We start from the raw sequence: 21,663 nt of genomic DNA on the forward strand, positions 1-21,663 counted from the left end.
TTGAACTATTAAGCTGATTAATTAAGCTCCGCATTTCCCACGGGCAGCAGATCAGAGCAGACGCGCTCCAGATAAGGCTTGGCACCGAGAAAATCGCGGAACGCGGTGTACTCGCGCCATTTGGCGGCGTTGTCGCCGCTGTCGCTCCGCACGGCACGGATTAGAATGTTCTTCGGTGTATGCTCCATGTCGATGAATTCCAGCAGCTGGCTGCGGTAACCCATCAGATCGAGCAGCTTGGCCCGGATTGCATCCGTGGCCAGTGCCGAGAAGCGTTCCTTCAGGATTCCGTGTGACAGCAGCGGACTCAGCACATCGCTCTGCACCTGGGCGAACAGCTCATGCTGGCAGCAAGGCACCGAGAGGATGACCGATGCGCCCCAGCGTACTGCCTTCTCGAGAGCGGCATCTGTCGCTGTATCACAGGCATGCAGGGTAACAACCATATCCACCTGGTCCAGTTCATTATAGTCAGCGATATCACCGACCAGGAACCGGAGGCGGTCGTAGCCCAGCTTGGCAGCGAGGGCACCACAGTGCGCAATGACATCCGCCTTCAGATCAAGACCGACTATTTTCAGCTCCCGCTGCTCACGGACGGCCAGATAGTGGTACAACGCAAAGGTCAAATAGGATTTGCCGCAGCCAAAATCAACAATCGTCAGCGGACGGCCTGCCGGAAGATCACTGAGCACATCCTGGACCATCTCCAGGAACCGGTTGATCTGGCGGAACTTATCATATTTCTTAGCCAGCACTTTGCCTTCGCTGTTCATGATGCCAAGCTCCACGAGAAACGGCACCGGTTCTCCTTCGTCCAGAACATATTGCTTCCGGCGGTTATGCGCCAGGTCCGGTGCCTCCTGTTTGCTGGCAGACTTGGTCAGAATGGACACCTTGTATTTTTTGCTGATCAGCACCTGGTAGTCGGCACTGGCGGTACAGAGCAGGCCTTGGCGGAAGGTCTCTCTCAGCAGAGTCAGCATTTCTTCAGCGGCATCCTCTGCCGGAATATTGCGGTGTTCGACCTTGGGGCCGATATAGTAGGCGAACTGATAGTGCAGCTTGCCCTTTAATTCAACAGGTTTGATCTGCACTTTGCTGTAGGTGACCCCACCCTTGCTGCGCAGCTGGCTTAGCGTAGCCGTAATCAGCGTACGGCCGGTAATCACTTGATCGATCAATGCTTTCAAAGATTCCACTGGGTACATCTCACTTTCGAATTTATAAATGGAGCACGCTGTCTCCTGAATATCGTTATATTATAGCATTAACCGTAAGCTTGCTCCATTCTTCCCCGCCTTGCTGCACTTCCTCCAGAGGAAGTCCCCCCTGGGCCAACAGCTCCGGACTCAACAGCAGCAGCCGTCCGTACAGCTCCCTGCCCTCCGCCGCAACATCCTCCCCTTGCTCCCATAGCCGGTACAGGCTGTTCTCCGCTTTGGCGTAATGTCCCAGGGATTCCTGGTAGGCCATCAGCAGCCGCTCTGTTTTGGCCGGGAGGCGGTAAGGCTCTACTTCCTCTAATAGCTCCTTGATATCGCCCGTCATGTTCAGCAGCTCACGGTCGGCACCATGCAGATCCGCATACAAAAACAGATGCAAGGACCGCATCTCCCTGAAGAGGGCTTGATCCTGATCCCCTTTTGCCGCGTAAATACCGCCTTCCTCCTTCAGCAGCCGGGCTACCCCTTGCAGCTTATCGGACTCCAGCACACCGCCGAGACGAAACATATCAATAATGTCCTCTACGGACAGCGAATTGAGCAGACGGGAATTTATGCGGAAATGCCGCATCAGCAGCTCGTCCACTTCCCACAGGGCTTCTGTTGTTTTTTTATCCTGCTTCAAGGTCATTACCTTGGCAACCATTGCCGTCATATCCTCGATCATGCGTACGATATAATCTCTCCGGAACATGCTTGCTCACCCTTTCGCCTTTGAAATCATCTTAAACCATTCCACCCGCCTGCGCCACCTGGCATAACCCCTGTCCTTCAGCCAACACTTGTTATCACTGCTACTGATTGTTCTTGACATAAAACTGGGGCTCAAATACAATACAAACAACCAATCTGGAATCCAGATCATACTGTTACACAGATCGATTATAGGAGGAAACGTGATGTCACAACCCGCCGACCCCGGGCAAAGCCCGCCGGAAGCAGTTGCTTCAAGCTATTCTCAACTGGAAGAAAACGTGCAGCCTTTGAAGGTCACCCCGGAACAGGATAAGCTGCTGGAAAGCGCCTTGCGGATTAAGATCATGCATACGCTGGCGGGGGAACCCCTCACGTCCAAGCAGGTTGCAAGGAAGCTGAACAAGACACCGGGGAACATCCACTACCACATCGTCAAGCTCTATGAGGGCGGGCTTCTGGAGCTTGTCCGCACCGAAGTGGCGGGAGGTATCATCCAGAAATTCTACCGCTCCAAGGGGACGATGTTCCGCTCGGAACAGCTTAGCGGCTTCCACTTCCGCAAAGAAGACCAGGTGGAGCATTTCATCACCAGACTTACCCTCTCTCCTCCGGAGCTTGCGAAATTCCATCAGGAGATGCTGAAGCTGATCACTGCCTGGGAATCTAAGGTTACTGCCGGCGACGAGTATGGTGTTGAAATCGTGATGGGCCGCCTGCAGTCTGCAGAGCCTGTTCCGGAGCCGAATACAGATGCGGAGGTACAGGAGTAGATGAATACCGCCGCTCCTTCCGGACAGGAAAGGCGCAATCCGCTGCAGGGTTTCGCTGCTCCTTTTGTCCGTTCACGCGCCTTTCCCTATCTGTGGCTGGGACATTTAATTTCATTCCTCGGCAGCTCGGTGACGATGGTCATCCTGCCCGTCCTCGTCTATTCACTGACCGGATCAACCACCACGATGGGTCTGGTCATGGCCGCTTACATGCTGCCGAATGTGATCATGCTTCCGGTATCCGGACATATCGTGGACCGTTACGACCGTGTGCGGATTATGATGCTGGCGGATATTGCCCGCTTTGCCGTGATGATGATCACGGCAGTCTTGGCCCTGACCGGAATACTCAGTATCCCGCTGCTCTATATCCTGGTAGCCTTCTATGGTCTGCTCGATGGTCTATTCCAGCCTGCCTATGCTGCAGTCCGGGCCACAGTATTCACTCCGGACATACGCGTGGCTGCGAATTCTCTGACCCAAATCACTACCCAGTCCGTACGCCTGATCGGCCCCGCACTGGGCGGTCTGCTGATCACTCACCTGTCCGCAGGTGTCGGCTTCGGACTGGATGCATTCACTTATCTGATCTCCCTAGTATGCCTTGTCTACCTGCGCAGGGTGCTGATTGTCAAATTGCAGCCCGGACCCGCCGCAGATTCCGCGGCCTCTGTTCTGCCGGATACTGAAGCCCCGGATACTCCTAACTGGAAAGAGGATTTCATCGAGGGAATCTCCGTTCTGCGCAGCCACCCTTGGCTGTGGATTACGATTCTGGCCTTCTGCTTCATCAACATCTGCTACGCGGGGATCAGCAGCGTCCTTCTTCCCTGGCTCTTCAAGGTCCATCACGGCTGGCCTCCTTATGTCTACGGGCTTGCCGTTACCTTCTCCGGAGTAGGCGCAATTATCGCCGGCTTGCTGTTCGGACTGCGGCCGAAATGGAAGAACCGCGGCATTATGGCTTATGGCGGTGCTATGCTGGGGGGTGTGGCTCTGCTGCTCATGCCGTTTGCGGGTACTCCGGCTGCAGCCATCGGTTTCTTTGCCCTTGAAGGCTTCGGGCTGATGATCTTCGGACTGATCTGGGAGATCAGCCTGCAGGAGCTGGTCCCGAAGGAAGCCTTCGGACGGGTAGCCAGTCTCGATTTATTCGGTTCCTTCGCCCTGCTGCCGGTCGGTTACATCTTTGTCGGCTGGCTGGCCGACCTGATTGGCGGGGTTCCGACCATAATTATTTTCTCTACTCTGGGACTGACCTGTGTCGCTCTCGTGCTCAGTGTTCCGGCTATCCGTAAATTTCAATAAAAGCCGCTGCGCGGCCAATACAAAGAGGCAGCACTCCGCCATCCGGCGGGTGCTGCCTCTTTGTATGCTATAAGAATTACTTCTGCACAGGCGTGTGTACGAAATCCTTAATAATCTGCGACAAATGCTCCGGGGCCTCAAACATGCTCATATGGCCCACTCCTGATATTGTCACCTTGGTAATATTCGGATTGTCCGAGGTGAAGGTCCGTTCTGGAGTCACCTTCGAATCCTCCGCTCCGGCTACCAGCAGCACCGGCAGCGCGGTTGCCGAGATGACATCCCTGCGGTCCGGACGCTCACGCATGGCCATGGCTGCCCCTGCGGCACCTTGCGGAGGGGTCTTATAGCCTATCTCCTTGGCGCGTTCCAGAAGCTGCGGTGCTGCACCAGGAGCAAAGAGCCCAGGCACCAGCTGGTCTACAAAAGCAAAGATGCCTTCATTCTGGATAGTACTCACGCTTTTCAGCCGGTTCTCCCTCGCTTCCTCACTGTCCGGATAGCCGGAGGAATGAATCAATCCGAAGCCCTTCAGCCTGGAGGCATGGCGCTGGGCAAACGACAAAGTAATGTAGCCTCCCAGGGAATGTCCAAGCAAATAACACTCAGGAATCTCCAGGGCATTCAGCAGTGAAAGAACATCATCGGCCATCTGTTCGATCGTGTAGGCTCCGAGCGGAGCATCTGAAGATCCGTGCCCGCGCAAATCAGGGGCAATGACCCGGTAATTGGCGATTAAGCCAGGAATCACCTTCTCAAAGTATTCCGAGCTCCCGCAGAATCCATGCAGCAGAACAATGACATCACCTTTACCTTGATCACTGTAACAAATGTTGCTTCCTTCGCATCGAACATTTTCCATGGCTGCTTCCTTCTTTCTATGTAGTATCCGGTTGAAGACCGCGGCTTGTCTTTATTATTAAGCTAGATCAGGTACCTTTGAAACGCTCTCAGCCCGTGAGCCCGAAACCCTGGGCGGCAGCACGGGCAATCTGGTCGGCCATAACGATTACCCGGTGAAGCGGTGTGGTCTGCAGCGTACGATAAGGCCGGGGACTGTTCACATCGACAATCGCTGCCAGACTGTAGTTTCCGACTGCGGGCAGCAGCAGTCCGACAGACTGTGCCGGACGAAGCGGCTCCGCAGCCGCAAAGTAATACCCTAGAGCAGCAGGCGGCCCCAGGCAGGCATCCACAGCGATAATAATCTGCCCTTCCGGAATCTCTGCTATCCGCTGGATCAGATTATCTGCATCGCAGGGTGCCGGCAGCGTACCGGTAACATGGGGGAACCCATATTCCAGCAGACGGCTGCCTGTCAGCGGCCCCAGAGCATCACCAGTGGAGCGGTCCGTTCCGATGCACAGAAAGGTCAGCTGCTCTGCCGGATGCAAGGCGGCGATCTCCCGGAAGAAAGAAGCCAGCCCGTCAGCATCCATTTTGCGGCGTTTCCTACTCTCTTCTTCTCTGATTGCCAAAGACTTCTCTCCCCCTCTTTCTATTGCCTGCGAATTATTCCCTCTAATTTAACATGTTTTCTGTGATCCAGACAAAAAAATGGTCTTTCCCTATCCAAACATGATAAAATACTTGAACTGTGCAAGATGGACTTAAGAATGCAATGGAGCATACCTTAAGTTCATTCTATATCACTTAGAGAGGACTGTTATACCCCATGGATTTATCGAAACCAAGCCAGGAAAATGTTGAGTATATGATCGAGGGTATCAAGAACAAGCTGAAAATGGCCAGCGCTGCGGCTATGCAGGCCTCGGCTTTTTCGGTGGAGCATTATGAGGATATTCAGGATATTTATGAGGTTGCCATGGGCAGCGACAGGCTCAGCATCTCACAGGTGGAGGCGATTGTCTCCGAACTTGGACGCTTACGCAAGAAATAAACCGGCCAGCCGGCATGATAAAAGCCCTTCTCTCCGACCCGTCCGTAGGAATGGACCGGGAAGCTGAAGGGCTTTTGTGCGTTGATGCTCGGTTTAGGAAGGTCTGCACCTGTCATTTACGGCAGATCAATCAGGATGAACTCTGCATCTCCGCCATTGCTTGTCCCTTTAATGGTCAGATCACAGCTCTTGCGGATACGCGCCGCATCTCCCTGCTGAAGCTGAAACACGCCGTCTGAGCAGCTAATCTCCAGATTCCCGGAAATCAGATAAATATGAGTGCGCCGCTCCTCTTGCTGCGGGTAATGCAGCTCCCGGTTCGTCTGCAGAAGGGACAAATAGACCGTAACATCCTCGCCCAGCTTAAGCGCTCCCTTGTCCGCTGATCCGGAAGCAACCGGAAGCAGGTTGTTCAGCTTAAGCTCGTCCGGAAAGAATCTCGCGTCCCACCTCGGCGTCATTCCCGGACGGTCCGGCAGCAGCCAGATTTGCAAGAAACGCACATTCGAGCTTAGGGACGGGTTCGTCTCCGAATGATTGATGCCTGTACCCGCGCTCATCATCTGTACACTGCCGGCCTGCAGATCCGCATGATTTCCAAGATCATCCTGATGCTTCAGGACTCCGGAAACTACATAAGTAATAATCTCCAGATCATGATGCGGATGCTCATGCATGCCTTGCTCCGGCTTCAATTCATTGTCGTTATGGGCCAGCAGTGCGCCAAAGTGGGCATTGCTGGGGTCATCGTAATCTCCAAATGAAAAGCTGAATTCACTGTGTATCCATTCTCTAGTCGAAGTATGACGCTCTGCTGCTGTGACTACTTTAATCATAAACTTTGCACCTCCATAGATGTTGGAACCTTCTCCATATCTTAACCAGGGGATAAATGCTCCTTATATGAGATGTGTATAGGCACTGTGATTTAGTATCTCTTACCCCCTTCCTTTCTTCATCAATCAAGCGTTTGTAAAGCCGTAAATATAGCCGTTTATATATAGAAAAGATCCTCTATTGCCTGGATTCTTCCCTATACTCCGTCAATCTTTCCCATGCTCACCAACTGTTTCAGTATATACCCCTACGTTTATATACGAAGTAAGATACTTCAGGCTATCCTGAATTTGAATGACGGCAGGCAGCATAGCTGCCGGAGTTCAAATCATAATAATCTAATGAGGAGTGATTGGTGATGAACAAGGCAGAAACGGAATATCCAGTAGAAAGCGGCGGCACATTTTTCAAGGGAATTTTCATAGGTGGTCTGCTTGGGGCTGCGGCGGCACTGTTGTTCGCACCGAAACCGGGCCGTGAAATGCGCAGTGATTTGTCGGACAAGCTCTCGATTGCCACTGACAAAACCAAAGAGGTTGCAGGAGCCGTAACAGACAAGACCAAAACACTGGCAACTACAGTCAGCGAAAAAGCGACTGATCTGGCAGGTACAGTATCTGCTAAAGCCTCCGACATCTTCACAACGGTCAGCGACAGCAAACAACAAATTGCTGCTACATTGTCGGAAACAGGCAAGAAGATTGGTGAAACCGTAAGCGAAGCCTCGAAGGATGTGGCCGGTGATGTTAAAGACGCTTCCAAGGATGTCTCGAATGAAGCTAAAGAGGCTTCCAAAGACATAGCTGATGAAGCTAAGGATGCTAAAGAGGAAGTTAAATCCTCTTACAAGTCCACTTATTAAAAAACGGCGATATACGGCCTATTTGAGGCAGTACAAGAGAGCAGCCAGCTCGCCGTAGCTGGCTGCTCTCTATTTATGCATGCCTTTTTTGGGCGTATAAGTCCACACTAAGCCCGAAATGAATTATACCCTCATACACTCAATAAAGCCTGTTCCAGGCTATAGAAAGCAGGTACGCCTTATGGGAGAAGCGGACAGCAGAACTAATGCTTATGAGGTTGATGAGCATCCCTTCGAGCTGCGGCATGAGGTCAAACGCTTGAATGCACGGCTCGACAAAATCGCAGATTCACTCGAAAAATCCGAATTCAAGGATATCCTGGAAAATTATACGGACCCCAAGAAGCGGATCATTACCAATCTGATGGCTGGCGTATCCAGAGGCCTGGGGCTTTCCCTTGGTACGTTCGTGATCCTCGGTTTACTGGGCTATATTCTTAGTTTGTTTCTTGATGTGCCAGTTATCGGGGAATATCTTGGAGAAATCAAAAAATATATTGATGCCAACAGCTAGATAGATCTCCCGCTCACCCCTCCTGCAGCCTACTCCCGCCAGAATAGCCTGCAGGAGGGGTGTTGCACGTTGAACCGCGGGGAATTAATCCTGCCCATAGCAAAACAAGCCCTATCCCCGGCGGGGAAGGGCTTGTCCTGCTATTCAATATATTGGCATACCACTTAGCTTAATAAGAAGAATTAGCCATAATCTGCTTCAGCTTCTCGGTAGCACGCTTCTGTATGCGGGAAACACTCATCTGCGATACCCCGAGCTTCTGGGCGATGGCACGCTGTGACTGGCCATCCTGGAATGCCAGCAGCAGTACCTGCTGCTCCTGCTCCTTCAGCTGTCCCAGAGCCTGCTGGAGATCCATGCGTTTCTCCACAGTCTCATAGTCATTGGCGTCAGAGCTGATCAATTCGCCGAGTGTAGCACCCGTCTCTTCCTGTGAGAGCGGTGAATCGAGCGAGACATAATGATAACATTCCCTGCCGGCCAGTACTTCCACAGTTTCTTCCACAGTAAGATCCAGATAATGGGCAATTTCTTCCACCGCAGGGGAACGTTCCAATCGAATGGTAAGTTCATCAATGGCCTGCTGCACAAGTGCGCCTTTTTCTTTGATCCGTCTTGGAACCTGTATGTACCAGGATTTATCACGCAGGAAATTCTTCATATGTCCGATCATGCTTTTCATCGCATAGGGCTCAAAAGGTATACCCAGGCTAATATCATATTGCTGCAACAGCCGGATTAGCGCCATTTGTCCCACTTGATACAGATCTTCATAGAGATCTGGACGGTTACGGGCAATTTTGCCGGCTGCCATCTTCACCATAGGCTCGTATTTACGGATGAGCACTGTAGCTATTTCATTGTCTTTCGTCTGCTGGTATTCCCAGATCAGGCTTACTGCTTCATTCATGGACTCTGGGGGAGTCACTTTGTCGTTCATACTTTCTCCTCGCTGTAATTAAGCCGCTTAGTCAGGGTAACGACTGTCCCTTTCCCTGCTTCGCTGACGACGCTAACGTCATCCATAAGCGCCTGCATTAAATAAAATCCCAGTCCGCCCACCTGAACATCATTCAGCTCCTTGTCATGCAGCGTCATACGTTCATCAGACGAATCCAACCCGTCAAAGCTCTCCCCCTCATCTTTGACAGTAATGGACAAAGCACTTGATCCTACTTCAAAGATTACATCAACCAAACCGTCTTCCTGCCCGTAAGCATAAAGCACGGAGTTGTTACAGGCTTCCGAGACTGCTACCTTCATATCCTCAATATCTTCATAAGTGAAACCCATCTTAGAGGCAATGCCATATAAATTAAGTCTGACGATATCGACATATTCTGCACTGGCGGGTAACTGAAGAACTACTTTTTGCACGTCATCACTCATCCTTAGTTCGATCCTTTCCTAGTGGGAATTCTCTTGGGGGGCAAAAAACTTGGAAATGCCGGTCATATCAAACAACTTCTGTATTTGTGGAGGAACTTCCTCAACGGCAAATTTAACTTCCATTCCGTGTCTTGCTTTGAGAATCGACAACAAAATCCCGATGCCTGTGCTGTCAATATATCTCAAGTCCTTAAGATTAATCACGAGATCAAGCCCTGTATCTCCTACCAGCGGTTCCATGACCAGACGGAAATCAGGAGCTACAGACAAATCGAGCTCTCCAATCAGATAAACGGTGCATACTGTGCCTTCTGTTTCGGTTTTTGCGTGGAACTTTTCACTTTTATGTGTATTCATAGACAACTCTCCTGATAAATGTTTTCTTTACCAATAACCCTAATGGTACTCTGTTGAAACAACTATTGGGACTTAACGGCTGTGGTAATTACTGGATCTTGCATTAAAAAGTGAGGTGTTCCGCTGGGCAGCGGGGTTATCCTTGACAGAATACCTGGAAATAATCTGCTTGATGCTGCTAAGCTTGAGCGGTTTGCTGATATAGCCATCCATTCCGGCAGCGGTACATCGATTCTGGATGCCCTCCATGACATTCGCAGTCATGGCAATAATAATTGTCTTGTCCGGGGAACCGCCGCTGTCCTCGCGAATCCTGGAGGTCGCTGTAAGCCCGTCCATCACCGGCATCTGCAGATCCATGAATATAAAATCGTAAGCAGAGTTCCGGGCCATCTCTACAGCCTGGCTCCCATCCTCGGCAACCTCGGCATTATAGCCCAGCTTGTCCAGCATGCTTACCATCAGGCGTTGGTTGATCGGATGGTCATCCACGACAAGCACCTTGCTGCGCCAATGCCGGTCAACCACTTTCCCCGCACTCTGCTCCTCCTGGCAGTTGTCTGCCAGTTCATCCTCCGGGACAGCTACCTTTATCGTGAATACGAATGTAGCTCCCTTCTCTTCCATCGATTCCACACGGATATCTCCGCCCATCATCCCAACAAGCGACTTACAGATAGCGAGCCCCAGGCCCGTCCCTCCGTATTTGCGGGTCATGGATGAATCAAGCTGAGAGAAGGGCTGGAACAGCCGGTCACATTTCTCCGGTGAAATTCCAATGCCTGTATCTTTCACTGTAAATTCCACTACCAATTTATTATCCGCTGTAGGCACGCTGGACGCAACCAAATATACGCCGCCCTGGTTGGTAAACTTGACCGCATTGGCCACCAGATTAATTAATACCTGGCGCAAACGGGCCATATCCCCGTAAATAAGCTTGGGCAGCTTCTGATCGATGAAATAGGCCAGCTCCAGATTCTTTTTGCCTGCTTCCGCAGAAAATAAGCTGAACACCTCCTGGATGGTGGTTTGTAGCTCAAACAACTGCTCTTCCATTTCCATTTTGCCTGATTCCATCTTGGTGAAATCAAGGATATCGTTAATGACTGTAATCAGGGTATCTGCACTTTTGCGGATGATCTCCGTATATTCCTTCTGCTCAGGAGCAAGCTCCGTCTCCATCAGAAGATCGATCATACCCACTACCCCGTTCATTGGCGTACGGATCTCATGGCTCATCATCGCGAGGAATTCGGTCTTGGCATTAGCGGCAATCTCCGCCTCTTCCTTGGCTTTGACCAGCTCCCCGTTAATCCGCTCGAGTTCCTGCGTCTTCTGCTGCAGCAGCATAGACTGAAGCTGCTGCTTCTTGCTGGTCAGATACATGTTAACAAAGCCTTCGATCTTGGACTTGAGAATCTGTGGAATAAATGGTTTGACCATATAATCAATGGCACCGGCAGAATAACCCGCGAACAGATGCTCCGCCTCCTTGCTGTTGGCAGAGATAAAAATGATCGGAATATCCTTGGTTTTCTCTCTGGCTTTGATTAATTTGGCGGTTTCGATTCCGTCCATACCCGGCATCTGAACGTCCAGTACGATAACTGCAAATTCATATCTTAATAAGCACCGCAGTGCTTCTTCACCAGAATTGGCTTTGACAAGCTTGTAATGCTGACTCTCAAGCACTGCTTCCAGTGCCAGCAGATTCTCGGGACGGTCGTCAACCAGCAGTATATGAATCGGTTCCTGAACCCCCATAGGCCCTCCTTACCCGCTACTTATTCTTGCGGTATATTTTTTCCACCCTGTCCAAAGCTTCGTAGCTGTCACTGTATTTCGTGAAATGAATGGATTCCTTGGAACCAAGGACCAGCACTCCGAACCGGCTGAGACTTTCGTGGAATAAGCCATGAACATGATCGCGGAGCTCATCGTTGAAATAGATCATTACGTTGCGGCAGAAAATAACATTAAATTCATTAAATGAAGTATCTGTCGCCAGATTATGCTCGGCAAAAATAATATTCTTGCGCAAGTAAGGCTGCAGAATCACTGAATTATACTTCGCAGTGTAGTATTCCGAGAACGCGCGTGTACCGCCCGCCTCCAGATAATTCTTGGTATATTGCTTCATCTTCCCGATCTCATACACGCCTTCTTTGGCCTGCTGCAGGGAACGGGCGTTCATATCCGTTGCATAAATCCGCGCCTTGTCGTAAAGCCCTTCCTCATGCAGCATAATAGCCATGGAATATACCTCTTCGCCTGTGGAACAGCCGGCATGCCAGATCCGGATATACGGATAGGTCCGCAGCAGGGGGACCACCTTCTGCCGGAAGGTCAGGAAGAGTCCCGGATCGCGGAACATTTCCGTTACAGGGATCGAAAGACTGTATACAAACCGTTCAAAGCAGGCACGGTCATGCAGCACTTTCTCCTGCAGGGCGGATATGCTGGGCACATTCTCGGCATGGACATGATGCCAGATGCGCCGTTTCAATGAAGGCAGCGCATAATTCCTGAAGTCATATCCATATAGACGGTGTACCCCGCTAAGAAGCAGCTCAATTTCAATCTGTTCAAGCTCCTGTTTGCTCCCTGCCTGAATAGCCTGCTCCTCATATCCGCGTTCCATAGCTGTCATTGTTATCAATACTCCCTTGCCTAAGCCTTATTTACGGACTCGTTCCAAATGGTACTGTATAGCTATTACCCCGAAATCGCCCTTACGAATACAACCAGACACGCATTAATGAAAGAAGCTGATCTGTACTGATCGGTTTCTTCATATAATCGGAGGCTCCGGCCTCAATACACTTCGCCCGGTCCTCCTTCATCGCCTTGGCCGTAAGTGCAATAATCGGCAATTTCTGGTACTGCGGCATTTGCCGGATACGCCGCATCGCTTCGTAGCCGTCCATTTCCGGCATCATCATATCCATCAGCACCAGATCAAAATCCGTATGCTCCACCAGCATATCAATGGCCTCCCGCCCATTCTCGGCGAACTTCACTTCCATATGATATCCTTCAAGAACACTGGAGAGGGCAAAGACGTTTCGGATGTCATCATCGACGAGCAATATTTTTTTGCCGTCGAACAATTCTTCTTTATTGTGCAGCTTTTGCAGAATTTTACGCTTATCCTCCGGAAGATTAGCCTCTACCCGGTGCAGGAACAGCGTAGTTTCATCCAGCAGCCGTTCCGGCGAGCGGACATCCTTGATAATGATCGATTCCGCATATTTACGCAGCTGCGTCTCTTCTTTGCTGTCCAGATCTTTACCCGTATAAATAATGATCGGCAGATCATTCAACTCTTCATCATCCCGGATCTGATCCAGCAGCTCGAATCCGGTCATATCCTCCAGCATAAGATCGAGGACCATACAGTCATACCTCTGCTTGCGCAGCTCGCCCAGGGCTTCATGGCCGGTGGAAACCGCAGTAATGGCTACATCATCATGCCCGATAAGCTCCATGATGGACCGGCGCTGGATATCATCATCTTCTACAATGAGCAGATGCTTAAGCGTGCTGGCGGTGTAGTTCTCAATTTGCGAGAATGCCCGGTCCAGCGCTTCGCGAGAAGAAGGCTTTCTTAAGTAGGCCATCGCGCCCATCATGAGGCCCTGCTTAATCTCGTCGTTCACGGAGATCACGTGCACAGGAATATGCCGGGTCTGGGAAGCACCCTTGAGTTCCCTGAGTATTGACCAGCCGTCCATGACCGGCAGCTGGATATCGAGAATAATCGCGTCAGGCAGATAGGTCTTGGCCATCTGCAGGCCGGTATCTCCCTGAAGAGCCACCAGTCCCTTGAAGCCGCGGCCGCGGGCCATGCCGAGCAGTATTTTGGCAAAGCTCTCGTCATCTTCGATAATGAGCAGAACCTTGTCGCCGGCAGTAAGCGATTCGCGGTCGTCTTCAACAATAACCGGCACGAGGGGCGTAGGTGCCACATTGCCGGTTTCATTCCATGTACGTTCGTCCCGGTACTCTTCAAGCGTCGCCGCATCCCGTGCGGCGGCGGCTTCTGCCACTCCCGGCAGCAGGCTGTAATTCCCTTTGACCGGCAGATACAAGGTGAAGATGCTTCCTTGTCCTTCGCGCGATTCCAGTCCAATTGCCCCGCCCATCAGACGGGCAAGCTCGCGGCTGATCGACAGCCCGAGACCTGTGCCCCCATACTTGCGGCTAGTTGTCCCGTCGACCTGCTGGAAGGCCTCAAAGACTATATCCATCTTGTCGGACGGGATGCCGATTCCGCTGTCCTTGACAGACATTGCAATGTATTCATATTCATGCGGCAGATAGGAAGGCAGCTGCTTGGTATCCGCCCGGCTGACAGAGAACTCCACATGTCCTTCACTGGTGAATTTGAACGCATTAGACAAGAGATTGCGGAGCACCTGCTTCAGTCTGTGGCTGTCCGTGAACACATGGTCCGGCAGTGGCTCCTCGAAGGATAAGCGCAGCGACAGCCCCTTCTGACTGGCCAGCGGCGCAAAGTTCTGCTTCACGAAGATCTTTAGCTCTGTAAGCGGAATCTCTTCGTAATTAAGCTCCATTTTGCCGGCATCCACCTTGGACAGATCGAGAATCTCATCTATCATCTTGAGCAGGTCCGCACCTGACATATAGATGGTATGGGCGAATTCCACCTGCTTGTCGCTCAGATTCCCTTCTTTATTCTCCGTAAGAAGCTGGGACAGGATTAACAGGCTGTTCAGCGGCGTCCGCAGCTCATGAGACATATTCGCCAGGAACTCGGATTTGTATTTGCTGGTCACCGCAAGCTGCATCGCCTGCTTCTCAAGCTGGACGCGGGCATGCTCAATCTCATCCTTCTTCTCTTCAACCTCCTGCACCTGCTCCTGCAGAGCACTGGTCTTGGCGAGCAGCTCCGTATTATAATGCTCCAGTTCTCCCTGCTGCCGCTGCAGCAGCTCCTCGGAACGCTTCAGCGCATCCGTCTGTTCCTCCAGATTCTCGTTGGAACGGCGGAGTTCTTCCTGCTGGGTCTGCAGTTCCTCTGACTGGCATTGCAGCTCTTCGGTAAGCGCCTGCGATTCCCGCAGCAGCTCTTCAACGTCAAGCCTGCGGCTGATATTATTCAGAATGATGCCCAGATTATTCGAAAGCTGATGAAGCAGCTCATTCTGCAGCACCGAGAAAGGAGTAAAGGAAGCGAATTCCACTACCCCCATTAGCTCATCTTCAAATAAAAGCGGATGAATAGAAATGTAACTCGGATGTGATTCCCCGAATCCGGAGGAGACGGAAATATAGTTATCCGGCGCCTCTGTCAGATTGATCGGCAGCTTGTCCAAGGCGCTTTGTCCGACCAGCCCCTGACCGATTTCGAAGCTCTCCTTCGGTGTGACGCCTTCCTCACCGGCATAGAAAGCGCTGCTGACCAGCAGGTTCGGATTGTTCTGATCCTTCAAATATACAGCACCGTACTGGGCTCCCAGCACAGGCGTGAACTCACTGATAAAGGTCTGTGACACCTGTTCCAGTGAGCTGACGCCACGCAGCAGCTCCGTTACCCGGGCTATGTTCGCGTTCAGCCAAGCCTGGTCACTCTGCGCCTGGGCATAGGACTTTTCAAGCTGCTGCTTCTGCTCAATATCCTCAGCCATCTCCTGGAACACGCGGGCTACATCACCAATCTCATCTTTGGATTTGACCTTGATCCGCCGGATCGCCCGCATCTTGCCGTTGCCGAAGCTGGTAATCATCATGGATACTACACTTAGACCGCGCGTAATACTCGGGATGACCCATAGGATCACCCCGAGCCCCAGCAGCAGTCCCACAATCATAATCAGGGTCACTATCTGAATCGAACGTTCGGATGCCTCCTTGGCTATGGCGGTCTCATCAGTCATCCGGAAGGCATTATAATCGGAAAGTGCATTCAGACTGTTCAGTACCTCGTTCTGGATATCTTGTCCTTCTGCATTACGGTAAGTATTAGCATTCTGGAAGTAGCCGGCAGTCAGCATCTCCAGCACTTTACTCTGATAATTCTTATACGCAGAATAAGAAGCCTCAATCTGCGATAACAGCTGCAATTCTTCTGTGGTATTCATGGAGTCCTGCATATTCTTCAGATGCTCCTCAGCTTTGAGCACCTTGCTGTTAATTTCCGCCTTCTGGGCATCCACAGAAAGTGTGTCCGCGTTAAGCATCGAGGTGGTTAAGATCCGCGCCATATCATTCACTTCACCGCGAAGCCCTGAAGAGGAGCGGCCTTTGCTGTACCTCTCCTGGAAGCTGTCAAGCTGTCCGCTCATATAATGAAGCCGGTCATACCCGATCATGGTAAGAGCCAGCATAATGGCCAGCATGGCACTGAAGCCGATTAGCAGTTTTGCCTTTATTTTCATTCCCTATCTTTTCCTTTCTTCAGCGAAATCCATACCAGACACTTATCGTCATCGCGTTCCTGATTCACAGGCTCATTCAGGAAAGCAGTGCGCATAACCTCTTCCTGCCAGTCGTGGCCTGCATTCAAATGCCCGACCATGAATTCGAGCTGCTCGGCCTGCTCTCCCTGGGCCATCTCCAGCAAGCCGTCTGTAAACAGCACCAGATGGCCTTCTTCCTCATAGCTGAGGCTCTGCGGCTGGATATCAATCCGGTCAAACAGCCCGACCGGGTGGCAGTTGCTCTCCAGCAGAACGGGAGTTTTAGCCTCTCCTTCGAAGAGCAGCGCCGGCGGGTGCCCGGCATTCACATAATCAATCCGCTTCATCCGTGTATCAATAACGAGATAAATTGCCGTGAAGTAATACTGGACCAGCTGCTTCTCAATGTAGAGCTGATTGAAGCGTCTGTTAAGTTCTTGAATAACCTTCTCCGGCTCAACATAGGTAGTCACGGTATCCTTCAATACCGAGGCCAGGAACATACAGAACAGCGATGAAGAGATCCCGTGTCCCATCATATCCAGCAGAATGACAGCATAACGCCCGTCACCCAGCGGATACCAGGCGTATAAATCACCGGCCAGCTCAAAGGACGGCTGAAAAATGGCATGCACCTCAAACGTTTCATCGGTAAGCGGCAAGCTGAGTACTGCATTCTGCACTAAAGCAGCAAGCTTCAACTCATCCTGGATGCGCTGATCCCGCTCCTTATGCCAATCTTTCTCGCGTTTCAGCCGCAGGGCCAGACGGATGCGGGCCATCAGCTCTACCTTATTAATCGGTTTCGTAACATAATCTACGGCACCTGCATCCAGTGCTTCTGCAAGCTTCTTGGAATCTCCCACAGCGGTGACCATAATAATGGGAATGTCCTTCAGATGCTCATATTGCTGAACCACACGGCAGGCCTCAATCCCGTCCATCTCCGGCATCATCATATCCAGCAGTATCAAATCCACATCCGACTGCTTAGGTTGCTTCTCATCCGCGCCAGAACCCACGCCAAGCAGCTTCAACATATCTTTAGCGGACGAAGCCGTTATAAAATTCCGGTAATCTTCTTTTTTCAGGATTTCACGGATAATGATTACATTGGTCGGATTATCATCTACAATTAAAATTCTCAAGCTTCCTCACCTCACACGAATAGTATTAGGACCGTAAATCCTGTAATTCTATCACTCTATCATACGATATTTGAACAGCCTGTTTCCATATAGCAAGATATTGGAAGAGAATCAGGCCCTCGTCTTCAACAAAGTAACCTCCAGTCCCACTGCTTGCAGTGGGGCTGGAGGTTACGCTATTGGACTATAGAGGTCACAGAAGGCTGACCGGCAATTATTTCGGATTTCTTTTGGCGATAACGAGAACTTTGCCTAAATCGAGCTCCTTCTCGTAAAAAGCCGCTTCCGCGCTACTAAAGCCGAGCGAAGTAATCTTAAACCGGAGAGCATCGCCGCGTGAACGGAAAAGGTTAGCAATCGCACCAAATAACCCTTCTTCGCTGAGCCCGACCTCATTCACGTCTGCAGCATCCACGATACGGCCTTCACGGTTTTCATCGTGACTGATCACGTAGAGGTCATCTCTTGTATAGCCGGTGCTACGCAGCCGATTCACTTCTTCTATCGCCTGAACACCATTCTCCAGCAACTTGGCATATGCCTGTGTACCGATTGAATCCATGAAATCACTCTCCTTGTATTGTTTAAGAGGGCAACGCAGGTAAAAGATGACTGAGCATTCATTAACCTTAATTGCCGCTCTTGAAACAGCCTCAGAAAGAATTTCCGTCAAATAAATCAATACCCTCCCATTCTCCGGTGTTCATATTACGGTAGACTTTGAGCGCTGCACTTCCTCTAATATATACATCGCCGTCCTCGGCTTCAAAATCCGGTGCCCCCAATGTCTCCTGCAGGCTGGCAGTCACCGGATTCAGTTCCTGACCGTTAAGATTCAGGCCGAACTGTTCTGCCTGGGAAGGTGAAGCATGCACATAGAGGACAAAGCCCTCACAAACACCGGCGGAGACGTCAGCGTATTGATATTCCAGGCAATCTCCCCAAGGGTCCGGAGTAATCTGAGGCGGGATACCTTTGGTCTGCAGCAGCGCTTCCTCCGGCATATACAGGGTGACCCCGGCCAGAGACTCGAAACTGCTTATGTAGGGAACTGTATTGACACTATGCTCAAAGGCGAGCATTACCGGCGGTTGTTGCACGGTTGCCGAAGAAGCGGCAGGGACAGTCTCAGCTTGCGGCGGAATGGTGATAAAGGGAGAAAGCAGACTAAGCAAAAGAATAACGATTTTCATGTAAACTCCCGCCTCTCATAAGCTGAATTGCCCTTGGCCTGAACCCTGCGCTACTTAACCTGATTAATGGCGGAACTTCTGCCAGATGGCGGCTGCAGCATCCACGCCCTTAAGCGCTGTTGCTATTTTACCCTTGGACTTGCTTTCGTTTACCGCTTCATAGGATTGAATAGTTCTTTCTTCGGACGGAGTAAGCGGAACTTCTGCAATAGATACGGATTTGGCCTTATCCTTCAGTTCACGTGATTTGCGGAATTTCTCAATGACGGTTACCGATACCTGCTTCACGGTCAGTGTCAGTTCATTCATCACATCACCGAGGTTCTTCACAGAATCGACAATAGGATCAATCTTCTGAATTTTGCCCTGAACATCGGCAGTGATATCATTGGCATGTCTGACCGTTGTTTTCACTTCATACGTAAGCTCATCAATGGTCTTTTGTACTTCCTGCAGAGTCTGACTGACCTTGTCGAGGGATTCCTTCGCTGATTTCAAGGTTTTAATTAAGAAGAATACGAGGACTGCGAATGCAACAGCAACTAGTGCTACGCTAAGTTCAATGATCATTTCCATAACCCCTTCCGAATGTCTTATAATGTCGTTTGGCTCTGTCTGATACTGCATAGTTACCCTTACGGAATTAGGCCGAAACAAATTGTCAAGCGCCTTAAAGACCATCCCCTTCTGTTTGTTTCAAAATGATAGGCACCGTTTAAACAATGACTACATCACCACACAGAAAGGATGACATCTCATGTTAAGATGGTCAGTAATTCTGCTGGTAGTTGCTCTGATTGCCGGTATCTTCGGTTTCTTCAATATCGTGGCGGCCGCTGTAGGCATTGCCAAAGTATTGTTCTACATCTTCCTTATTCTCTTCGTTGTTTCGCTCTTTATGGGACGAAGAGGACGATCAATGTAGTCATTCATTCCGCTAACCCCAACCCAAGCAATGCTGTAGAGCCCGAGGCTTCCACGAGAAGCCCGGGCTTATTTCCATATCTGCACATTATTCCCCTTGATATATCCTATTCACCCTTCAGAAAGTATAGGCCTTTCCTCTCAGGATGTCACTTGTCCTCAGAATCAGAAATACAAGGCTCCCTGGAATAAAACAAAAAATATTTAATCCCGATGTTTGGTTCATTACATACACTTTATGTTTACATGCTTATTAGCACAGCACGAACATGTTAAAGTACACTACTAAACCAAAATCAGGAGGAATCATCGATGAAAAAATTAGCCAGCTTAACAGTAGCAATGGGTCTTATGGCTTCCATAGCAGCAACCGCTTCAGCTGCTGAAGTAACAGGTACCACTACCACTACTCCTACTTCTGATGCAGCAGTGTCTGTAACCGGAAGTACATACATGGAGCCATTCGACACTGTAATCACACCAGCAGACATCAAACTAGCGACTCCTCAGATTATCCTAACCAAGATCACTGCTTTCCACCTTTCCGTGGGCAGCATGGCTCCTATCGGCTGGCTGGGTGCGCAGACTGTCGACACTACAGGTGTAATCATGACCGATACTTGGGGCAATGAGTGGAGAGAAGTATATACTTGGCTGGGCAAAGCTTGGCTCAAGGTTCCTGCATCCGCTTATATAATTACTCCATAAATACTTAACGATAAGCGAAGTCATAACAGCTGATGTGCTACCTTTGCTATGACTTCGCAGTTGGTTATACTCAAGAGGCCCATGGACCTTAGTCCTGACGGCCTTTTTGCTGTGTTTAAACGGAAAAGGGGTTATCCTTTCAGTAGAAGAATCTACTGAAAGGATAACCCCACAAAACATCCGCCCTAGTTCGTTTACCCGTCACAAACTTGTACTACTGCCGCTTCATGCTCTCTATATCTATTGTTATATTAGCGGATGACCGAGCCTCCATAAAGGAAACGATTCATCCAAGAAGCGCTTAATTTGTCTACTCTTACACCGCCGGAAGATACGGAATACGTCTGTAATAACTGCCCGTCCCCCAAATACATCGCTACATGCGTAATTCTTGCTGCAGACTTGTCGATCCCCGCATAGGCGGAAGCCGAGCTTCCTTTATAATCCATGAAGAACATCAAATCACCGCGTTTCAACCCAGAAATGTCCGTTACTACATTACTATTCTGCTTCACCCAGTCTCCCTGCTGACGGGAGTCGGCAGGCAGCTTCAGATTTGCTGCATCCATGAAGATCTGGCGGATGAAATCCGAGCAGTCGAACGTGCTGGTATCACTCCGGCTGGACCCGTACTCATACGGTGTACCGAGGTAGCCCATGCCTGCCGCAATTACACTTTCAATCACAGCAGCCTGCGGCGGAGCCGTAGGTACTGGCGTTGGCGTAGGTGTTGGCACCGGTGTCGGTATAGGTGTCGGAGCAGGTGCCGCCGTTGCTTCAATGTATTGATCCGCAGAGCTTGTATATCCGGTTGTACCGTTAGCTGTTCTTACTTTGTACCAATAGCTATTGGTTTCTTCCATGATTGTTACCTGGTCATTCTTGTATAGGTATCCCAGCACTTTACCGCTTGTGGAAGGTGTCTCCCGAAGACGGACTGTGGACTGGATGACTGCTGTTTGTACTGCAGGTGTAGCCACCGGAGCCGTAATCACACTGATGTATTGGTCTCCCGCACTGGTATAACCGATCTCGCCGTCTGAAGTTCTGACTTTGTACCAATAGCTGTTAGTCTCTTCCAGGATCGTTACCTGTTCTCCCTTACTGAGGTACTTCAATACCTTACCGCTGGTAGAAGGAGTCGTGCGCAGGCGGACCGAGGATTGAATTACACCTGTCTGTACCGCTGGCGCAGCCAAAGACGAAATGTCAGAAGCCGATGCAGCGAAGGACTGCTGAGGACTTAACACTCCCAAGGATAATGCCAGTGTTGCTGAGACCAATAACGATGCTGCCAGTTTCTTATGTGATACGATCATAGCGTTCCCCCGCTTAGCGTATTGAGAATTCAACAACGGCGCGCGCTACGTTTGTTGCTTTCTGCCCTCATTATAGGCTTACCCGGG

Annotated in this window: 23 protein-coding genes; 7 read left to right on the plus strand and 16 right to left on the minus strand. The window is 50.5% G+C overall.

What is annotated here, in order from left to right:
• Nucleotides 1-17: 17 nt before the first annotated feature.
• Nucleotides 18-1,211, minus strand: a complete 1,194-nt coding sequence (locus R50912_RS28540; protein ID WP_042239705.1) for a class I SAM-dependent methyltransferase — start codon at nucleotides 1,209-1,211, stop codon at nucleotides 18-20.
• 46 nt (nucleotides 1,212-1,257) lie between these two features.
• On the minus strand, nucleotides 1,258-1,920 hold the full coding sequence (locus R50912_RS28545) for a DUF6483 family protein (protein WP_042239709.1): 663 nt from the start codon (nucleotides 1,918-1,920) through the stop codon (nucleotides 1,258-1,260).
• A 205-nt stretch (nucleotides 1,921-2,125) separates the two neighbouring features.
• Between R50912_RS28545 and R50912_RS28550 the strand changes: the two genes are divergently transcribed.
• Together R50912_RS28550 and R50912_RS28555 are read left to right on the plus strand one after the other, a co-directional pair.
• On the plus strand, nucleotides 2,126-2,692 hold the full coding sequence (locus tag R50912_RS28550; protein ID WP_052416742.1) for an ArsR/SmtB family transcription factor: 567 nt from the start codon (nucleotides 2,126-2,128) through the stop codon (nucleotides 2,690-2,692).
• Nucleotides 2,693-4,000 (plus strand): MFS transporter, encoded by a 1,308-nt coding sequence (locus R50912_RS28555; protein ID WP_052416743.1) that lies wholly within the window; start codon nucleotides 2,693-2,695, stop codon nucleotides 3,998-4,000. It begins immediately after the preceding gene.
• A 76-nt stretch (nucleotides 4,001-4,076) separates the two neighbouring features.
• Here R50912_RS28555 and R50912_RS28560 read toward each other — a convergent pair whose 3' ends face one another.
• Nucleotides 4,077-4,862 (minus strand): alpha/beta fold hydrolase, encoded by a 786-nt coding sequence (locus R50912_RS28560; RefSeq protein ID WP_042239710.1) that lies wholly within the window; start codon nucleotides 4,860-4,862, stop codon nucleotides 4,077-4,079.
• An 88-nt stretch (nucleotides 4,863-4,950) separates the two neighbouring features.
• Nucleotides 4,951-5,478 (minus strand): spore protease YyaC, encoded by a 528-nt coding sequence (yyaC, locus tag R50912_RS28565; protein ID WP_039309245.1) that lies wholly within the window; start codon nucleotides 5,476-5,478, stop codon nucleotides 4,951-4,953.
• A gap of 197 nt (nucleotides 5,479-5,675) precedes the next feature.
• Between yyaC and R50912_RS28570 the strand changes: the two genes are divergently transcribed.
• Entirely contained in the window at nucleotides 5,676-5,900 is a 225-nt protein-coding gene (locus R50912_RS28570; protein ID WP_042239711.1) for a DUF1128 domain-containing protein, read from the plus strand.
• A 116-nt stretch (nucleotides 5,901-6,016) separates the two neighbouring features.
• On the opposite strand, the gene R50912_RS28575 is transcribed toward R50912_RS28570, so the two are convergent.
• Nucleotides 6,017-6,736, minus strand: coding sequence for a pirin family protein (locus tag R50912_RS28575; RefSeq protein ID WP_042239712.1), 720 nt, complete (start codon nucleotides 6,734-6,736; stop codon nucleotides 6,017-6,019).
• 359 nt (nucleotides 6,737-7,095) lie between these two features.
• Here R50912_RS28575 and R50912_RS28580 point away from each other — a divergent pair, with 359 nt between their 5' ends.
• Together R50912_RS28580 and R50912_RS28585 are read left to right on the plus strand one after the other, a co-directional pair.
• Entirely contained in the window at nucleotides 7,096-7,599 is a 504-nt protein-coding gene (locus R50912_RS28580) for a YtxH domain-containing protein (protein ID WP_042239713.1), read from the plus strand.
• Between the two features lie 181 nt (nucleotides 7,600-7,780).
• Nucleotides 7,781-8,113: a DUF5665 domain-containing protein gene (locus tag R50912_RS28585; protein ID WP_042239714.1), complete on the plus strand. Its 333-nt coding sequence runs from the start codon at nucleotides 7,781-7,783 to the stop codon at nucleotides 8,111-8,113.
• Nucleotides 8,114-8,282: 169 nt separating this feature from the next.
• Here the strand turns inward: R50912_RS28585 and R50912_RS28590 are convergent, their stop codons facing one another.
• The 10 genes from R50912_RS28590 to R50912_RS28635 form a co-directional block, all read right to left on the minus strand.
• Nucleotides 8,283-9,053: a sigma-70 family RNA polymerase sigma factor gene (locus R50912_RS28590; protein ID WP_039309251.1), complete on the minus strand. Its 771-nt coding sequence runs from the start codon at nucleotides 9,051-9,053 to the stop codon at nucleotides 8,283-8,285.
• Nucleotides 9,050-9,502 (minus strand): anti-sigma B factor RsbW, encoded by a 453-nt coding sequence (gene rsbW, locus R50912_RS28595; RefSeq protein WP_042239715.1) that lies wholly within the window; start codon nucleotides 9,500-9,502, stop codon nucleotides 9,050-9,052. Before rsbW ends, R50912_RS28590 begins: the two co-directional genes overlap by 4 nt.
• An 18-nt stretch (nucleotides 9,503-9,520) precedes the next feature.
• A complete protein-coding gene (locus R50912_RS28600) occupies nucleotides 9,521-9,859 on the minus strand; it encodes an STAS domain-containing protein (RefSeq protein ID WP_039309255.1) in 339 nt (112 codons plus the stop codon).
• A 72-nt stretch (nucleotides 9,860-9,931) separates the two neighbouring features.
• Nucleotides 9,932-11,626, minus strand: coding sequence for a response regulator (locus R50912_RS28605; RefSeq protein ID WP_042239716.1), 1,695 nt, complete (start codon nucleotides 11,624-11,626; stop codon nucleotides 9,932-9,934).
• Between the two features lie 16 nt (nucleotides 11,627-11,642).
• Nucleotides 11,643-12,512: a CheR family methyltransferase gene (locus R50912_RS28610; protein ID WP_039309260.1), complete on the minus strand. Its 870-nt coding sequence runs from the start codon at nucleotides 12,510-12,512 to the stop codon at nucleotides 11,643-11,645.
• A gap of 82 nt (nucleotides 12,513-12,594) precedes the next feature.
• Complete coding sequence (locus tag R50912_RS28615; RefSeq protein ID WP_042239717.1) at nucleotides 12,595-16,263, minus strand: response regulator; 3,669 nt, start codon at nucleotides 16,261-16,263, stop codon at nucleotides 12,595-12,597.
• Nucleotides 16,260-17,432 (minus strand): SpoIIE family protein phosphatase, encoded by a 1,173-nt coding sequence (locus tag R50912_RS28620; protein ID WP_042239718.1) that lies wholly within the window; start codon nucleotides 17,430-17,432, stop codon nucleotides 16,260-16,262. Before R50912_RS28620 ends, R50912_RS28615 begins: the two co-directional genes overlap by 4 nt.
• A gap of 214 nt (nucleotides 17,433-17,646) precedes the next feature.
• Nucleotides 17,647-17,994, minus strand: coding sequence for a YflT domain-containing protein (locus tag R50912_RS28625; protein WP_042239719.1), 348 nt, complete (start codon nucleotides 17,992-17,994; stop codon nucleotides 17,647-17,649).
• Between the two features lie 91 nt (nucleotides 17,995-18,085).
• A complete protein-coding gene (locus R50912_RS33665; RefSeq protein ID WP_052416744.1) occupies nucleotides 18,086-18,625 on the minus strand; it encodes a hypothetical protein in 540 nt (179 codons plus the stop codon).
• A 63-nt stretch (nucleotides 18,626-18,688) separates the two neighbouring features.
• A complete protein-coding gene (locus R50912_RS28635; protein WP_039309267.1) occupies nucleotides 18,689-19,195 on the minus strand; it encodes a DUF948 domain-containing protein in 507 nt (168 codons plus the stop codon).
• Nucleotides 19,196-19,382: 187 nt separating this feature from the next.
• Between R50912_RS28635 and R50912_RS34585 the strand changes: the two genes are divergently transcribed.
• The gene (locus R50912_RS34585; protein ID WP_039309270.1) at nucleotides 19,383-19,550 is read left to right on the plus strand and encodes a DUF1328 domain-containing protein; all 168 of its coding nucleotides are present in this window, start codon (nucleotides 19,383-19,385) and stop codon (nucleotides 19,548-19,550) included.
• A gap of 311 nt (nucleotides 19,551-19,861) precedes the next feature.
• Nucleotides 19,862-20,257, plus strand: a complete 396-nt coding sequence (locus R50912_RS28645; RefSeq protein WP_042239720.1) for a hypothetical protein — start codon at nucleotides 19,862-19,864, stop codon at nucleotides 20,255-20,257.
• A 251-nt stretch (nucleotides 20,258-20,508) separates the two neighbouring features.
• Here the strand turns inward: R50912_RS28645 and R50912_RS28650 are convergent, their stop codons facing one another.
• A complete protein-coding gene (locus tag R50912_RS28650; RefSeq protein WP_042239721.1) occupies nucleotides 20,509-21,576 on the minus strand; it encodes a C40 family peptidase in 1,068 nt (355 codons plus the stop codon).
• Nucleotides 21,577-21,663 lie beyond the last annotated feature (87 nt).

The organism is Paenibacillus sp. FSL R5-0912 (assembly GCF_000758605.1).
In the GTDB taxonomy this organism is placed as follows: Bacteria; Bacillota; Bacilli; order Paenibacillales; family Paenibacillaceae; genus Paenibacillus_AQ.

What these genes read in the sequence shown, in the direction of transcription:
- R50912_RS28540 (WP_042239705.1), bottom strand. Translation starts at nt 1,211, where the DNA reads ATGTACCCAGTGGAATCTTTGAAAGCATTGATCGATCAAGTGATTACC.
- R50912_RS28545 (WP_042239709.1), bottom strand. Translation starts at nt 1,920, where the DNA reads ATGTTCCGGAGAGATTATATCGTACGCATGATCGAGGATATGACGGCA.
- R50912_RS28550 (WP_052416742.1), top strand. Translation starts at nt 2,126, where the DNA reads ATGTCACAACCCGCCGACCCCGGGCAAAGCCCGCCGGAAGCAGTTGCT.
- R50912_RS28555 (WP_052416743.1), top strand. Translation starts at nt 2,693, where the DNA reads ATGAATACCGCCGCTCCTTCCGGACAGGAAAGGCGCAATCCGCTGCAG.
- R50912_RS28560 (WP_042239710.1), bottom strand. Translation starts at nt 4,862, where the DNA reads ATGGAAAATGTTCGATGCGAAGGAAGCAACATTTGTTACAGTGATCAA.
- R50912_RS28570 (WP_042239711.1), top strand. Translation starts at nt 5,676, where the DNA reads ATGGATTTATCGAAACCAAGCCAGGAAAATGTTGAGTATATGATCGAG.
- R50912_RS28575 (WP_042239712.1), bottom strand. Translation starts at nt 6,736, where the DNA reads ATGATTAAAGTAGTCACAGCAGCAGAGCGTCATACTTCGACTAGAGAA.
- R50912_RS28580 (WP_042239713.1), top strand. Translation starts at nt 7,096, where the DNA reads ATGAACAAGGCAGAAACGGAATATCCAGTAGAAAGCGGCGGCACATTT.
- R50912_RS28585 (WP_042239714.1), top strand. Translation starts at nt 7,781, where the DNA reads ATGGGAGAAGCGGACAGCAGAACTAATGCTTATGAGGTTGATGAGCAT.
- R50912_RS28590 (WP_039309251.1), bottom strand. Translation starts at nt 9,053, where the DNA reads ATGAACGACAAAGTGACTCCCCCAGAGTCCATGAATGAAGCAGTAAGC.
- rsbW (WP_042239715.1), bottom strand. Translation starts at nt 9,502, where the DNA reads ATGAGTGATGACGTGCAAAAAGTAGTTCTTCAGTTACCCGCCAGTGCA.
- R50912_RS28600 (WP_039309255.1), bottom strand. Translation starts at nt 9,859, where the DNA reads ATGAATACACATAAAAGTGAAAAGTTCCACGCAAAAACCGAAACAGAA.
- R50912_RS28605 (WP_042239716.1), bottom strand. Translation starts at nt 11,626, where the DNA reads ATGGGGGTTCAGGAACCGATTCATATACTGCTGGTTGACGACCGTCCC.
- R50912_RS28610 (WP_039309260.1), bottom strand. Translation starts at nt 12,512, where the DNA reads ATGACAGCTATGGAACGCGGATATGAGGAGCAGGCTATTCAGGCAGGG.
- R50912_RS28615 (WP_042239717.1), bottom strand. Translation starts at nt 16,263, where the DNA reads ATGAAAATAAAGGCAAAACTGCTAATCGGCTTCAGTGCCATGCTGGCC.
- R50912_RS28625 (WP_042239719.1), bottom strand. Translation starts at nt 17,994, where the DNA reads ATGGATTCAATCGGTACACAGGCATATGCCAAGTTGCTGGAGAATGGT.
- R50912_RS33665 (WP_052416744.1), bottom strand. Translation starts at nt 18,625, where the DNA reads ATGAAAATCGTTATTCTTTTGCTTAGTCTGCTTTCTCCCTTTATCACC.
- R50912_RS28635 (WP_039309267.1), bottom strand. Translation starts at nt 19,195, where the DNA reads ATGATCATTGAACTTAGCGTAGCACTAGTTGCTGTTGCATTCGCAGTC.
- R50912_RS34585 (WP_039309270.1), top strand. Translation starts at nt 19,383, where the DNA reads ATGTTAAGATGGTCAGTAATTCTGCTGGTAGTTGCTCTGATTGCCGGT.
- R50912_RS28645 (WP_042239720.1), top strand. Translation starts at nt 19,862, where the DNA reads ATGAAAAAATTAGCCAGCTTAACAGTAGCAATGGGTCTTATGGCTTCC.
- R50912_RS28650 (WP_042239721.1), bottom strand. Translation starts at nt 21,576, where the DNA reads ATGATCGTATCACATAAGAAACTGGCAGCATCGTTATTGGTCTCAGCA.